This window comes from Paenibacillus sp. FSL M8-0228 (assembly GCF_038007385.1).
GTDB classification, from domain to species: domain Bacteria; phylum Bacillota; class Bacilli; order Paenibacillales; family Paenibacillaceae; genus Paenibacillus; species Paenibacillus polymyxa_D.
In genome coordinates, this window is sequence record NZ_JBBOXA010000001.1 from 655,700 (window position 1) to 670,568 (window position 14,869).

Sequence of the window (14,869 nt, forward strand, 5' to 3'; positions counted from 1 at the left end):
TCCTTTTAATTTGAGGAGGAAACAATATGGCGACGAAAGATAATGAGAAAACACCCGAACAAATGCAAATGGAAGAGAAAGCGTTGGAACGTCAAGCGGCGGCCGATGAAAAAAGCGCAGCTGAACAGTTGAAAGCAATGCCCAAAGTTAAAATTATGATCCCGGATGATCCTAATAACCCGAATGATAAGGTAGTTCCTATCGTCTTTAATGGCGTAGTGAACACGGTGCCTCGTGGTAAACCAGTTGATGTACCGCAAGCCATTGCGGAAATCTATATGTATAGCTATGAAAAGACGCGTGAGGTTAACCAACGCATCGAGAACAGTACTAAAACTGAAATAAAAGGTATGTAACAAGGCCCCACTTGGGGCTTTTTCGTTTATAGAGGGGTGACACAATGTGAAACTGCAAGAAATACTGGATGAAATTGCAGAGAAATACCCGCATGACCTGTCCAATGAAAGTGTAATCCGAAAAATTAATACCGTGCAAAATGAACTATTTCGTACAACTTTCCGAATCAACACAGTCTGGCAGGATGACATTTTAAGTGATGTGTTTATCTACCCCTTGCCATGTTCACCGACAAACGTAATTGATGTATTAGTGAATGATCAGGAATACATGTATCAGGATGTAAAGAAAGGATCGAATGAACCGTTCTATTACTTCACTGATGGTGATGACCTTGGCATCTATCCAACGCCTGAAGATGACTGCCAAGGAAGATTAATGATTTTTTACTATCGCGAACCATCACAACTGACTGTATCAGATATGAACACAGCACCAGACCTAGACCGTGATTTTCACATGCTATTGGTGTACGGAACGCTTGTGCAAATTGCAGAAAACTTCAATGATGTGGCTATGGTGAATAACTTCACAGTCAGATATAACGGTCTGATAGAGGAATTCCAAAAATCGAATGATGAAAGACCGGATTACCCTGTTATTGAAGATGTCATGGGGGTGTGGTCATGAGCCATGGTTCAAAATTGATTGCAGAACAATACCGTAATGCAGAGTTAGTAAAACGCTCCTTCGGAGATGTGTTTTATGTTGCCCCGTCTTTTGGCGTCTTTCCTGGTGGAACAGATGTAACTAGCAAATTACAAGCCGTGGTTAATCAAGCGAATGCGGAAGGCAGGACTACCATTGTTATGCCTAGCGGCGAGTACAAGGTAACTGCAATTTCGAATGATGAAAATATCGTGTACTTTGGGGACGGAGCCAGCTTTGTCGGTGGGTACAGCAAAACGATAAATAGTCTTAGCTCACAGTTGAGTATCACGGGACAGATAACGGATTTGGAAAATTCAAAGTTAGATAAAAACGGTACCATTATAGTGCCGCAAATAAGTAAAAACGGTGGTCTTATAGACCAGACTTATTTGACAGATGAACTCAAACAAATGATAGCCGGAACAGCGCCAATCAACGCAGTACCAGCGGATAATAGTATAAATTATGACAAGACCACATTTCTAAAAGCCGCAACAAATCTGTTTGATACATCAAAGGTTGTTTTTGGAATCGTTAGCTCAGCTGACGGAACCATAATTACGCATAGTGGTTATTACGCTAGTGACTTTATCCCTGTGTCTTATGGGAATGTTTACAAAACAACGGCAATTGCCGACTACGCTTTCTATAATGCCAGTAAAGTCTTTGTATCTGGAGTAGAAAACCCATTAGCGCCAGCCACAATAAATCCACCAAATAGTACCGTGGCATTTGTGAGAGTGACAATACCAGTGTCCAATCTTAATACAACAATGGTGTCAAAGGGACAACTGCCATCTACTTATCTTCCATATGGTGATTACAGAGTCGACATTGTGGATGAAGGCCTACGAGAAGCGATTAATAACAGCGTTAATTACAGATCGAAATGGACGGGGAAAACGTGGAACGCCATAGGCGATAGCATTACTGAGCACAACGCAAGAACAACAAAAAACTACCAAGACTACATCCAGGGCATAATCGGATGTACTGTAAACAATTATGGATTGAGTGGAACAGGATGGCGCACACCTTCTGTGTCAGGTGGTTCTGATGCTATTTATCAAAGAATGGGCTCATTTACAACAGATGCTGACTTAATAACCGTCTTTGCTGGTACAAATGATTGGGCAGAAGTAGGGATTGCATTCAACATGGGAACATTCGGAGATACAGACCCTGCTGTAAGCTTTTATGGTGCACTAGATTATACGATTAAGCAGCTTATTAATAAGTACCCTACCAAAACAATAGCTGTCTTTACACCAATCCCACGCGAACCAGCCTGGGCGCTTAATAACGGTGTTACGCTTGAACAAGTTGCTGATGCAATCATTAAAGTAGCAAATCATTACAGTGTGCCTGTGCTTGATCTTTACCGCACAAGCAACGTATATGCATGGAACGAAGTCTATAGAAATTACGCGCTTCCTGATGGTCTACACCCCAATGATAATGGGCATATGAGATTAGCTGACAAGGTATTGGCATTTTTAAACAGTTTATAGTAACCTAATAATTGTCGGCATATTCCATATATTTCATTGGAGGGGAAAAAGATTTGAAAAAGTCAAAATATCTTATCATTGGCGCTATTATAGGAGCTATTTTGATTACATGCGGAGCCGTTTTTGCTGGTACTCCAAGTGATGGAATCGAATCTTCAAAACGTGAATACCTAGTTTCTAGTAAGTGGAATGGCAAGGTTTGGAATGTCATCGGTGATTCTATTACTGAACACAACACAAGAACTCATAAAAACTACCAAGATTATATACAAGATAAAATAGGTTGTGTTGTAAACAATTATGGAGTTAGTGGCACTGGTTGGCGTACTCCATCTGTTACAGGCGGATCTGATGCATTTTATCAAAGATTGGATTCGCTTGATCCAAAGGCTGATCTAATTACAGTGTTTGGTGGAACGAATGATTGGGCAGAGGTAGGAACGAAGTTTGTCCTGGGGAGTTTTGGTGATACTGACCCAAAGAAATCGTTTTATGGGGCAGTCGACTACACAATAAGACAATTAATCAACAAGTACCCAACTAAAACCATAGTTGTGTTTACTCCCTTACCAAGAGAGAACCCTTGGGCCGTTAACAATGGGGTGACTCTTGAGCAGGTTTCTGATGCCATTATAAAAGTCTCAAAACACTATTCTGTACCAGTTCTAGATTTGTATCATGAATCAAATGTATACGCATGGAACGCTGATTACAGAAACTACGCACTGCCGGATGGGTTGCATCCAAACGATAATGGACACAAAGAATTAGCAGACAAAATATTGACATTTATTAATACATTGTGAGGTGAAACCGTGAAACCTTGGATTGCAGCACCTCAAAAAAGTAAAACAGCTGTTGTTACATTAGCTGATGGTATCAATCAATCTATGGAAGCCATAGAAATCAAGGATAGCCAATGTGTTGCAACAATCAATCTTGATTCGTTTTTGTATCCTACGCTGCAAGTGACGGATGGACACACACTACACAGCCAACATACTGGCTATATAAGCCGCATTTTCAAGTTTGGCAATAAGTTGTATTGCACCAACGGCAAGGGACTGTATAGGTATTCTGGAGGTTCTTGGGTGGCGGTATTCGAACCTGGAGGAGAAGATAACAGTCGTCCATGGCCTTATTCAATGTTCTTTGACGGTAGTAAACTATTTTTTACTGATGGGGACATTCGTCTTCGCCAGTGGGATGGCGCTTTTGTTACCACAATAGATAATGCCCCAATAGGCGAATCGTTCATAACGTCGCACTCTAACCGTTTCTTTTTAGCTGGTAAAGGTGATAACCTGTTGTCCTTCTCAGGGCTACGAGACGCTACAGACTGGACAAGCACAGATAAGTATGTTGGAACAGGCAAGATCACAGTAGAAACGTCGGATGGTGATAAACCAAGCGGACTGACTGCTTTTTCTAACCATGTCATACTGTTCAAAAAGAACACGATGCATAAGTTGTTTGGCGAGGATTCTACCAACTTCAACATGACCCAGCCTTACGGCGTAGGATGCGTCTCAGACCGTTCTATTGTACCGACAAGGGATTCACTTTACTGGCTTGGCCCGGATGGATTTTACGACTATATGGGCGGTGCTGCCCCAACGAAGATTAGTGACCCAATAAAAAATTACATCGCTCAAATTAATATGTTATACGCCCATAACTGTTGCGCTGGCACAGATGGGCGTTTTATATATCTATCATTGGTCACGGGTACAGCAACATTGCCTAATGTGACGCTTAAATACGATATGCAGGGCGGTCGCTGGTGGCCTGTTAGTTTTGTGGCTACTTCTTATTACCTAGATGGTCAGACGCTTTACTTCGGCACGGCTGACGGAAAGATCATGCAAATGGGCGGCAATGACTTTGCAGGGTCAGCTATTAACTGGAGTATCGAAACCAAGCCGTTTTCAGAGGGCGACGAGACGATAAGAAAGACCATTAACCGACTGTTTATCGTGGCAGACATAGAACCAGGATCAACGCTCAATGTCGCCTATGCTGGCGGCACAGAAGGTGGTACGTGGAATCAGGTGTATACCACTAGTAACGGCACAGGTGCAATCCAAAGTATCCGTATCCCGGTTATTGTCCGCACGCCTGAAACGTGGTACCGCCTCAAGTTGTACGGTACAGGCAAAGTGAAGATACATCGTATTATAAGAGAGGTGAGCAAGCGCAATGGCTAATGTTGAATTGCCATCTGTAAACCCTAGCTTAGGGGATATAAGTCAAAGTGGTGTTGATCAGCTTCGCTCGCTGGTTAAACAGTTGCATAATGCGTCAGTTATGCAGACAGAGGAATTATTGTACATCCTTAATAACCTGGATACGCGTAACGTAAACGAGATTGATGGGGATATCCTTGTTACTGGCACGATTACGGCGGCTAAAATGAACGTTCAAAAGCTATCCGCTATTGCTGCCGATCTCGGAACAATAACGGCAGGGGTAATTGATTCAGTTGAAATATACGGCTCATATATCGCAACAAGCCGTGACCAGTTTCCAAAAGTGGAAATGTCGCCAGCTGGATTTAAGGCATACGGTCCTTCGGGCGGAGAATCCATGTCACTTGGTCAAGCTGATGATGGTGGAGCGCTACTATTTATGGATAACGGGTCCCCACGCGGTTCGATCTTTGGTGATGCCAATGGTCTTCAAGTAGGGAATATGGCGAGTGTTCATATTAAGTCAACCGATGATAAGACTTATCTGGATGGTGCAGTTAGTTTTGAAAATGCAACGGAAGTTAGCGGATTGAAGATGGAGTACATTGAATTATTGGAGAACACTTTGGGTGAAATCAGAGGTAATATCAAAAATGACATGATCATAAACGCTACTTTTGATCCAGATACAAGAAACTTGAAACTTTTTAGTGAGACGAGAACAGTAGCAACTGTTTTCATTCCAAGCGGATCAAGTTCTTAATTTTGTTTACTCACCCCACATTGGATGGTAGAATCAGGATAAATCTACTATTCGGAGGATGCAAACGTGAAGAAATGGTCTTATTTACTAAGCGGTATATTAATTGGCGCAGTGGTTGCAACAACTGGTAGTGTATTTGCAGATCAGATTAAGTCTATGGTCGGACAGACAGTAGCAGGAGAGTACAGCGTGAAAGTTAACGGTAATTCGCTGACTGAAAATGCTATTGTAGTCGATGGCAAGGCACACGTACCTTTGCGGGCTGTATCCGACTCATTGGGGGCTGGTGTAAAAGTGGACGGGAAAACAATTCAAATAGATACTCAAGCTAGTGCTAAATCACTGGTGGAAACCCAAAATACTTCTCAGCAGGAATCTGAAAATAATCAAATTTATACTCAAAATATAGAAGCAAGGATAGCGTCTATAAAGAGTGATAAATCTTTTTGGGAAAATTCGCTTAAAGGTGCAGAGGATAGCCTAGCAAAAAACAATAAAAGGATAGATGAATTAACAAATCTTCCAGCTAGTAACGACCCAATTACTCAGGAAAGTAGGAAGAGATCTTTAGTTCACACGCAGGGACTTATAGAGGAATATAATAAAAAAATAGCTGAGTACAAAGAAAAAATCGCCAAGTATGATGAAAAAATTGCAAAACTAGAAGCGGAACTTGAAGCTTCGAATAAATAAATCACTAAGGACTCTCAAACGGGGGTCCTTTTATTATGCCCAAAGGGGTGAAGATATGGCGGTCACGAAACAATTGAAGATCGGTAATGGTGGAGCAGACTATAACACGGCTGAGGGAGTATTAAAGAAGAAGATTGCACAGAACCAGTCTAGTATAGCCAATAACGCTGCATACAAGCAGAACGAGACACAGCGTGCCTTACAGGTCATACAACAACGTCAAGCGGCTGGATTGGATACATCGGCACAGCAAAAGTACCTGACCACAAACCTCGGGTACAAAGCACCTACTACTACGCAGTCACAGCCAACAGCAGCGCCATTCAAGCCAGTTAACACGACCAGCACCAACACACAGCAAGGGTCTGAACTCATGGGCCTAATGAAGCAGATAGCTACCAGACAGTCTACGCCATTCTCGTATGACGTTAACAGCGATCCGGAGTATCAGGCAGCCCTTAAGCGTGCTCAAACAAATATCCAGACGGGCAACAATCAGGCACAAGCCGAAATGAACCGTCGCGGCATATTAAACAGTACAATCACATCCGATCGCATGGGCGAGATTGCCGCAAATGAAATGGGCCGAGTAGAAACGGATGTTGTTCCTTCACTAGTTAGTCAGGCTTACCAGCGCTACCAGAACCAGCAAGCACAGGAGCAGCAGCAGTTCCAGAACCTTGGAACCACAGCACAGATGTATCAGGGAGAGGATCAAAGAGGCTTTGGTAACCGTGTAACGGAAGCTGGTTTAACAGGCAATTACATGCCTGAGGGAGCACAGGGGATTGTAGATAATATCCTATCTCTCAAGCAGCAAGCAGAGGCTAAGGGAGTCACCGCGCAGCAACGGGCACAGTACAGCGCACAGGCTGACGGATTACGGGCGCAGCTTCTTTCTATGGGCGTTAACCCTAATGCTTATGCAGCCAATGTAAACTCTACTGCAGCACGTGCTGTTAATCCGGGTATCCGCACTCTGCAAGCTCAACAACAGGATCTAGCAGCACAGGGTCAAGCGTTTAACCAGAACCTACAAACAGCACAGTATAACCAAGGTGTTCGCCAGTATGATCAAAACTTTGCTTATCAGGTGGCACGTGATGCGATTACAGATAAGCAGTGGCAAGCAGTCTTTGACCGGGATGTTAGTCAGTTCGGCATGAACTATGCTCTACAGAGTTTACAAGAAAGAAATAACCAAGCATATCGTCAGGCTACTCTTGCACTTGATCAAGATCAGAATACTAGACAGTGGCTAGAATATGGAGATGGTCTAAATGCTGGAACTCAATCCAAGTATAGCGGCGCTACAGTCAGCCAAGTAGTTGATGCTGTACGACAACAATTCGTAGATCCAAACACCAAAAAAATACCTACTGATGAAAAAACACAGGAAACTATTTATCAGCAAATAGTAGGTATGAATTTGCCAGACGGACAAGATGATCAGGCGATGTTATTATCTGGACTTTCGCGTGATATCATCAAAAAGTTTGATAAAAAATATGGAATAACATCGGGAAACTGACTAGCCCCGGTGGTTCCGGGGCCTATCAAAACTATTACAAAGCTGCAAAAGACGCAAAAGCAAATCCACGTAATTATGCTTCTGCTTCTGGCGCAATATCTCGGGCAATTTCTGACGGTGGGTATCCAGCCAACTGGCAGCGAGCAGTAGAAGAGTTAGTAGCGCGAGAGTCTAGTTTTAATTCAAATGCGAAAAATCCAAAGTCCACAGCTAAGGGGTTATTTCAATTCTTAGACGGTACTCGTAAAGGGTATGGTCAAGGAATAACAAACTGGAATGATCCTTATCAACAATCAGTTGCAGGATTGAAATACATTAAAGCTAGATACGGAACACCTGAGAAGGCTCTCGCATTTTGGGATAAAAATAAATGGTATTGAGGTGGAGAAAATGGCATCGCGATATGAACAGTTTGTTGAACAGCAACGGAAGCGAGCGCAACAAGTAAAAACAGATGCTCTTAATGGTACGCTTCAACGGCAACAACCCCAGCAGAGAATGAATAGGCGTACAGCAGCATTTGAAGCTAATGTTGCTGCGCAGCCGAAGCTCACAGATACAAGCGCATTATCTGCGTTGCCAGATGCTCTCAAGATCGGACCGGGATTTATCGAGGGCAGCACATTTGCACGTGCAGCAGCTGGTAACCAAAAAGCTAAAGATACGTACAAGGCGGCTACGGGCCTGGATATCCAGCCGCCCCAAGGTCCCCCTAACCCTACTGAGTACCAATTGCGTATGGCTGAAATTAATGAGACATTGCGCAAACATCCTTCATTGGAAATGATACGGCCTTTTTCAGAAGGTGTGACTAAGTTGATGTCCGATACAGACACAGGTAATTTTGCGAATCGTATGATTAGCACAGGCGGCGGCATGGTAATTGGAGATCGACCGTACTACAACGTCACTACAGGCAATGCAACAGCGGATAAAGTAGCGGACTATGCAGGTAATGTAGGTGGAGTATTAGCAATGGGATTTAATCCTGCTGCTCCAGGCGTTAAAGGACAGAACCTATTCACTGGTCCTTTGGAAGCAGCAGAAGGTGCACTCGCTACACGTACGGGTCAAGCAGTTACCGGAGCGTTAAGCAAACAAGCCTCCCGATTACCAGGAGTAAGCGCAGCAACTGCAAATAGTTATGCGCGTGGTGCCTTGAGTGGGGCGGCGGCTGGAGCAATCAACAGCACTGCAATCGGGATCAACCAAGACCAGACTACGGGGAAAGAGATGTTGCACAATGCGACATTAGGGGCTGCCCTTGGTGGAGGTGGCGACGTCGTTTTAAGAGGGTTTGGATCTGGCTTACGTGAAGGATTGAACAGGTTAAAAGGCGGAGAACAAGTGATGCCACAAGCAGAAGAAATGCTTGCTTTACCTCTTGGACGTACTGATCAACGTATGGCACAAGCTGGTCAGCGTTCAAGTCTGACACGTGGAGACGATGCTATTGTAAACCCTACAGATTGGAAGCCTGAACCTTTGGGACTTCCTGCTGGGCGTAATTCTACTTTTATTGGTGAGTCGCCATTACCGACGCAGCGTGTGGGAGCACGCCCAGGAGCAAGCCGTGAGCCCGTACAACGGGTGAGTGAATCTTCTATTAACCGCCAGCGAACATTTAGTATGAGTGATCCTGCTGTACCTGAGTTTATGCGTGTGAGACAGGCTAGACAAGAGGCGGCTATGGCTAGACAACAAGCGCTAATTAACGAGCCAATTGTTGTTCCAGAATCAGTACCTAATCGTATACCTATTAGCGAAGCTCCACCAATGAAGTCAAATTGGTTCACCAATTTATTTGGAAATAAAGGAGTCGGTATATCCGCCGGGTCGAGAAATGCAAGAAGAAACTTAGCTACAACAGAAGGGCAGATTGTTGATAACCCTTTGCGCACAGATGTGGAAGGTATAAAGGCCCAAGGCAAGTCTATGCTACGCACATCCTACAATAATCAAGTAGATTTAATGCGCCCACTCAAGTATATAGACCAAGAAGCGTATGAGGCAGCTCAGGACGTAAGACGTGCAAATAACCTAGCCAATACAACGGTACAAGATAAGTTTGTTGATCTAGAAGGTAATGTAATTGGTCAGAGCCTTAAAGAAATAGGAAATAAAGTAGCTCGTGGTCAGGGGCCAGCTTTTGAAGACTATCTTATTTTGCGCAGAGCTGAGACTCGTATGGCACGTGGCGAAAATGTGTATGATCCCAAATTGGAAATGACCTTAGAAAAAGTAAAAGCACGTAAATCCATGCTTGAGCAGCGTTATCCTGAGTTCAAAGGAATAGCTGCTGAGTGGGACGATTATTATCGTAATTTACGGAGACTTGATCCTGATCTTGTGAATGAAAGTCAGGTAGCTGCTATGGAAGCTGCAGAACCATTTTATGCGAGTATGAGAAGACAGTTTTCTAAAGCCGAAAAATATTCTCAGCCATTTGCAATGAAAACGCGGGGATTCAGCGGCCAGAAAGCACCTATTAAAGATCTTAGCCCAAATGGTTCGGTTCGCAAGATTGTTAGCCCGTTTAGATCGGCAATTGAACAAACAGGTAGCTGGTACAATGCTTCTTTACGTAATCGTGTTATGAAAAATGTTTATCAGCGGATTGAAGCTGATCCCAAAAGCTTAAAGGGCATCATTGAGATTGTTCCAGAAAATGCAGAGATGCGTGCGAAATCACTTGAGGAAATTAATAATGTGTTGAAGACCGATGGAGTAGAAGGCTTGATGGAGAAACTTGACGCTGAATTAGTGCCGATGTTTCGTAAATCTGCTCAGAAAGGTGAGCGTACAGATAATATAGTTACAGTTATGATTAATGGTAATCCTGTAAAGATGCGTGTGGAGAATCCAGAAGTATTCAAAGCTTTGGTTGGAATGGGACCAGAGGAAAGTAACTTTGTGATGGATCTCTTGGGTAAGTTGACGAACGCCACTAAATATGGAGCTACTGGTGCGGGTGCGCCGTTATTTGCTGCTAAGAGCGCCAGTATAGATGTTATCCAGTCATTGATACAATCCAAGAACCCAGTTAGACATTTACCTGATTTGTTCCATGCAGTTATATCTTCTATAGCGGATACACTGCCAAAAGGGACGCCAGGCGTAGAAAGAATTCGGGCATTAGCTCAAGATTTTAGAAGAACTGGCGGCGAATATTCCGCCGTACTCTTGGGTGATAAAGCCTTGAACCGATCGGTATCGGGCATTCTACGTGAACCTTTTGCATCTCCTAGGGGCATTGGACGAGGAATAAGGGCTACTGCATCAACTCCATTCAAAGTTCTACACAAGGTTTCTGATATATCCGAGAACGTTAACCGTATCGCGGCTTACAAAAATGGATTGCGTCAGAATGGTAATGTAAGAACCCCTGAAGCTATCCGCAGTGCGATGCGAGATTCTCAAGAGATAACGGTAAACTTTAGCCGAAAAGGGGCAAAATCACCGGGGCTCGAAAAAGTGTTCCCTTACCACAATGCTGCTGTACAAAGTATCCGCAAATTTACAAAACAGTGGAAAGATAACCCTGTCAAAACAGCATTCGCTGTAGGTGGTCTTGTCATTGCACCTAAGCTTTATGAATATGCACAATTTAGTGATGATCCTGACTATCAGATTATTCCTGCTCGCGAAAAGTACCGTAATTTCATTGCACGTAAAAATGAGGATGGTACATTTGCTAAAATACCAATGCCGCCAGAGTACAATGCTATTGGAGCAGCTTTAGTTGATATGCTAACTGAATTCAAAGATGGTAACCCAGTAGATTGGGGTAAGTCAGCGGATGCTATAGTAAATGCTTACACACCTCCATTTCTAAGTGGAGCTCTACAAGGGTTTACGCAAGGCGGAGGTATCAAAAAATCATTATGGGGTACACTCAACGCTACGTCATTAGCGGCACCAATTGCCGTGGCATCCAATCAAAGTTTCACAGGTGCGCCTATTGAATCCCAGGATCTAGCGGCAAATTCGCCTGTAAATCGTTATGATGAACGTACATCTAGTGTGGCTAAAGAAATATCTAAAAAGCTAGATAAAATCAATATGGGGCTGTCTCCTAAAAATGTGGATTATCTTTTGAGAGCATATGGAGGCGATCCAGCTAGATTACTGCTACCGTTAACTAGTGAACAAGGGGCAGGCAATGTACGCAATACACTGCTTAAAAACTTTATAGCTGACCCTCAGTTCAGCAATACACTCACATCAGATTTTTACGATGCCAAAGAAAAAATCACACAGGCTTATGCAGATCACCAAGATGGTAAAGCAGACTTGCCAAGTTGGTATAGTGAAGATCTTCGCAAGCTTATTACGTCACAATCAAGCGGATCAATAACGAAGAGATTGTCAGAATTGAAAGGTCAGAAACGAGAAATAGGAAAAGATAAATCTTTATCTGATGAACAGCGAGCGGAACAGCAAAGAGAAATTCAGATGGAGATTAACAAAATCTACATTGATATAAATCAACGTATGGAAGAAGCAGGAGTACCATTATAATCGTTTCATAATAGTGCATTGTGGTAATAATTACTAACTACACACCTTATTAAGGACCCCAGATTATCTGGCGGTCCTTTTCTTTATGGAGGTCACTATGGATTACATTGAGCTGGATGATGATAGCCGTGAGTGTGCGGTATCTCCAGAGTTTTTGAATATGGTTTTATGGTTACTAGGCCCGACAGCACGAGACAAGTTTTTATACCCGGCGGTGGACAGCAATGTACGACTTCATAATTTCAGCGGCAGAACAGATCATCAAGAATGGGCTTTCACTGTCGACGGCAGCCGGAATAATATTTTTGATTCTGAAACAGAAGAAAGTGAAAAGACTACTTCGGAAGTGGCTACCTTGGCTACTGACAGAGGAACAAGATATACGAATGATGCGGATGGAGTCCAAGATAGATTTAATCATGCAGGAGGCCGGGATTGAATGGGATGCGAACACGCCAAACGAAGATTTGCCAAACTTTCTGAAGGGGCCAAGACGGCCCTTTTTATTATCCTGGGCGACGTCTACCTTTGCCCAAGATGCCGACAAATCCAACAACTGGAGGGACAACGAGATGGCGAAAAAGACGATCGTAATTGATGGAGGACATGGAGCTAAGGATTCGGGCGCACTCGGTCCAGCTGGTAAGAAGGAAAAAGATTTTAACCTAACAATGGCGATTAAGGTAGAATCATTTTTAAAAGATAACCCAGAACTAAAGGTAATCCTTACGCGCCGTACAGACGTATTTCTGGAGCTAAAAGAGCGTGTATCCATTGCCAACAAAGCTGGCGCACATGCCTTTGTATCCATCCACGCCAACAGCAGCAGCAATCCAGATGCAACAGGCACAGAAACGTATTATATGCGTCCTACCAGCAAGAACCTTGCTAACACCGTACACAAACATATGGTAGCAGCTACAGGGCTTAGAGACCGCGGTGTTGCTTATGGTAACTTCCAAGTTATCCGTAGCACAACAATGGATGCAGTCCTGGTTGAAGTCGGCTTTATCAGCAACTCAGTGGAAGAAGCAACGCTGTTTGACGAAGATTTTCAAAATCGTGTTGCTCTTGCCATCGCCAAAGGCTTGTGCACTCACGTAGGCGTACCGTTAACGGGTCCAGATAAGCAGCCTACACCAACGCCTGTTATACCTAAACCAGTCGATAAGCCAGTAACGTACCCAGAAATTGAGGTGATCGTAGGTAGACAGGATTTTGTTGGCTATAGCATTAACAATGTAACCTTTGTACCATCCCGGCCTATCGGTGAAATGCTTGGCGGTAAGATTGGATATACAGGCGGCAAGGTTACTATCAACGGTCAGGCGGTAGAAACGGTAAACATCAACGGTATCGGTCATGTGCCAGCTCGTGCGCTAACCATAGCACTAGGAGCACGTATCTTTTGGGACAAGACAAATCCAAAACGGGTAGACATTTTCCCTAAACTATAAAAAAAGAGGAGTGACATATAATGAAGGAACAATTAATAGAAGCGGCTCAACCATATGTGTTAACCATCGTAACTGCCTTAATTGGTTTACTGGCTACCATTGCTACAAGCGCATTGAAGCAAGCACAGAAGAAAGCTACAGAATACTATGTATCCAACACATCTGTTAAAGACCGGGAGTTTTTGCACAAAGTTGGTGTTGAGGCGGTCGCTTATGCGGAATCAGTATTTAAGGACTTCGAAGGTGATAAGAAGCTACAGGAGGCCACAGACTATGTTATTGGCAGGCTACGGGTAATGGGTATCAATGTAACTGAACAGGAGATACGGGCCGTTATCGAAAAGGCTGTACAAGATTACAATGCAAATGCAAAGAAATCTGCTTGAGCCCTTCGGGGCTCTTTTTTATGTTAAAGTTTGTACCTATGCACCCAGTGGTTTACCAATCGGAGGCATGATAATATCGTTTACCACAGAAGTGACAATCTTGCCAAACGCTCCACCGATGATAACACCGACCGCGAGGTCAATCACGTTACCCCGTACAGCGAATTCTTTAAATTCTTTTATAATACCTTTTCCGCTCATGTGAGTGCTCACCTTCTTTGCATAAAATCATTTATCTATAATACATGCTATGTCAATTGAGGGCAATTCCAAATTGATGTATTGCACTTTGTCACAAAATCACATGTTCATTTGTCTTCTATATGTAAACCAATAATGGAGGCGATGTATCGTGAGTTTAAGATTCAATCACAGAGCAGTGAGTCCTAGCACGTTCAAGGCAATGATGGAGATGGAAAAATATATTTCCGGTCGTTTTACAGACAAAGTATTGTACGAACTACTGAAAATTAGAGTATCCCAAATCAATGGATGTTCCTATTGTCTGGATATGCATGCGAAGGATTTGCTCAAGCTGGGGGATTATGCTGACCACATTTTGCAGCTAGCCTTATGGCGGGAGGTTCCTTTGTTCACGGAAAAAGAACGTGTTATGCTTGAATTAGCTGAAGCGGTCACCCGTATTTCTGAACAAGGGGTACCTACGGATTTGTACAATAGGGTCAGAGAACAGTTTACAGAGGAAGAATACGTAGATTTGATAACCGCAGTTAACGTGATTAATAGTTGGAACCGGATTGCAATTGCAACGGGGATGTATCCGGGCATTCTTTAATGAACAGGGGGCTA

General features: G+C 43.4%; 14 protein-coding genes and 1 pseudogene. 14 read left to right on the top strand and 1 reads right to left on the bottom strand.

Annotation, left to right across the window (positions count from 1 at the left end):
• Positions 1-26 precede the first annotated feature (26 nt).
• The 13 genes from MKY98_RS03035 (at position 27) to MKY98_RS03090 (ending at position 14,059) form a co-directional block, all read left to right on the top strand.
• A complete protein-coding gene (locus tag MKY98_RS03035) occupies positions 27-356 on the top strand; it encodes a hypothetical protein (RefSeq protein ID WP_341010641.1) in 330 nt (109 codons plus the stop codon).
• A 46-nt stretch (positions 357-402) separates the two neighbouring features.
• Positions 403-987, top strand: coding sequence for a phage adaptor protein (locus MKY98_RS03040; protein WP_341010642.1), 585 nt, complete (start codon positions 403-405; stop codon positions 985-987).
• A complete protein-coding gene (locus MKY98_RS03045) occupies positions 984-2,519 on the top strand; it encodes an SGNH/GDSL hydrolase family protein (protein ID WP_069010887.1) in 1,536 nt (511 codons plus the stop codon). The genes MKY98_RS03040 and MKY98_RS03045 overlap by 4 nt, the downstream gene beginning before the upstream one ends.
• Positions 2,520-2,572: 53 nt before the next feature.
• Entirely contained in the window at positions 2,573-3,325 is a 753-nt protein-coding gene (locus MKY98_RS03050; protein WP_069010888.1) for an SGNH/GDSL hydrolase family protein, read from the top strand.
• A gap of 9 nt (positions 3,326-3,334) precedes the next feature.
• Entirely contained in the window at positions 3,335-4,726 is a 1,392-nt protein-coding gene (locus tag MKY98_RS03055; RefSeq protein WP_341010643.1) for a hypothetical protein, read from the top strand.
• Complete coding sequence (locus MKY98_RS03060) at positions 4,719-5,471, top strand: hypothetical protein (RefSeq protein WP_341010644.1); 753 nt, start codon at positions 4,719-4,721, stop codon at positions 5,469-5,471. The genes MKY98_RS03055 and MKY98_RS03060 overlap by 8 nt, the downstream gene beginning before the upstream one ends.
• Before the next feature lie 66 nt (positions 5,472-5,537).
• The gene (locus MKY98_RS03065; protein ID WP_341010645.1) at positions 5,538-6,164 is read left to right on the top strand and encodes a stalk domain-containing protein; all 627 of its coding nucleotides are present in this window, start codon (positions 5,538-5,540) and stop codon (positions 6,162-6,164) included.
• Positions 6,165-6,219: 55 nt separating this feature from the next.
• Positions 6,220-7,695, top strand: coding sequence for a hypothetical protein (locus MKY98_RS03070; RefSeq protein ID WP_341010646.1), 1,476 nt, complete (start codon positions 6,220-6,222; stop codon positions 7,693-7,695).
• Positions 7,696-7,802: 107 nt separating this feature from the next.
• Positions 7,803-8,075, top strand: coding sequence for a transglycosylase SLT domain-containing protein (locus MKY98_RS27020; protein ID WP_370682679.1), 273 nt, complete (start codon positions 7,803-7,805; stop codon positions 8,073-8,075).
• Positions 8,076-8,085: 10 nt separating this feature from the next.
• Positions 8,086-12,216 carry an LPD38 domain-containing protein gene (locus tag MKY98_RS03075; protein ID WP_341010647.1) on the top strand — a complete coding sequence of 1,377 codons (4,131 nt, stop codon included), beginning with the start codon at positions 8,086-8,088 and terminating at the stop codon, positions 12,214-12,216.
• A 97-nt stretch (positions 12,217-12,313) separates the two neighbouring features.
• Entirely contained in the window at positions 12,314-12,655 is a 342-nt protein-coding gene (locus MKY98_RS03080) for a hypothetical protein (RefSeq protein WP_341010648.1), read from the top strand.
• Positions 12,603-13,673 carry an N-acetylmuramoyl-L-alanine amidase gene (locus tag MKY98_RS03085; protein ID WP_341010649.1) on the top strand — a complete coding sequence of 357 codons (1,071 nt, stop codon included), beginning with the start codon at positions 12,603-12,605 and terminating at the stop codon, positions 13,671-13,673. Before MKY98_RS03080 ends, MKY98_RS03085 begins: the two co-directional genes overlap by 53 nt.
• A 20-nt stretch (positions 13,674-13,693) precedes the next feature.
• Positions 13,694-14,059, top strand: coding sequence for a phage holin, LLH family (locus tag MKY98_RS03090; protein WP_341010650.1), 366 nt, complete (start codon positions 13,694-13,696; stop codon positions 14,057-14,059).
• A 42-nt stretch (positions 14,060-14,101) separates the two neighbouring features.
• On the opposite strand, the pseudogene mscL reads toward MKY98_RS03090, so the two are convergent.
• A pseudogene (gene mscL / locus MKY98_RS03095) lies at positions 14,102-14,260 on the bottom strand (large conductance mechanosensitive channel protein MscL); the annotation flags it as partial.
• A gap of 151 nt (positions 14,261-14,411) precedes the next feature.
• On the opposite strand from mscL, the gene MKY98_RS03100 reads away from it, so the two are divergent.
• Positions 14,412-14,855 carry a carboxymuconolactone decarboxylase family protein gene (locus tag MKY98_RS03100; protein ID WP_069010897.1) on the top strand — a complete coding sequence of 148 codons (444 nt, stop codon included), beginning with the start codon at positions 14,412-14,414 and terminating at the stop codon, positions 14,853-14,855.
• Positions 14,856-14,869 lie beyond the last annotated feature (14 nt).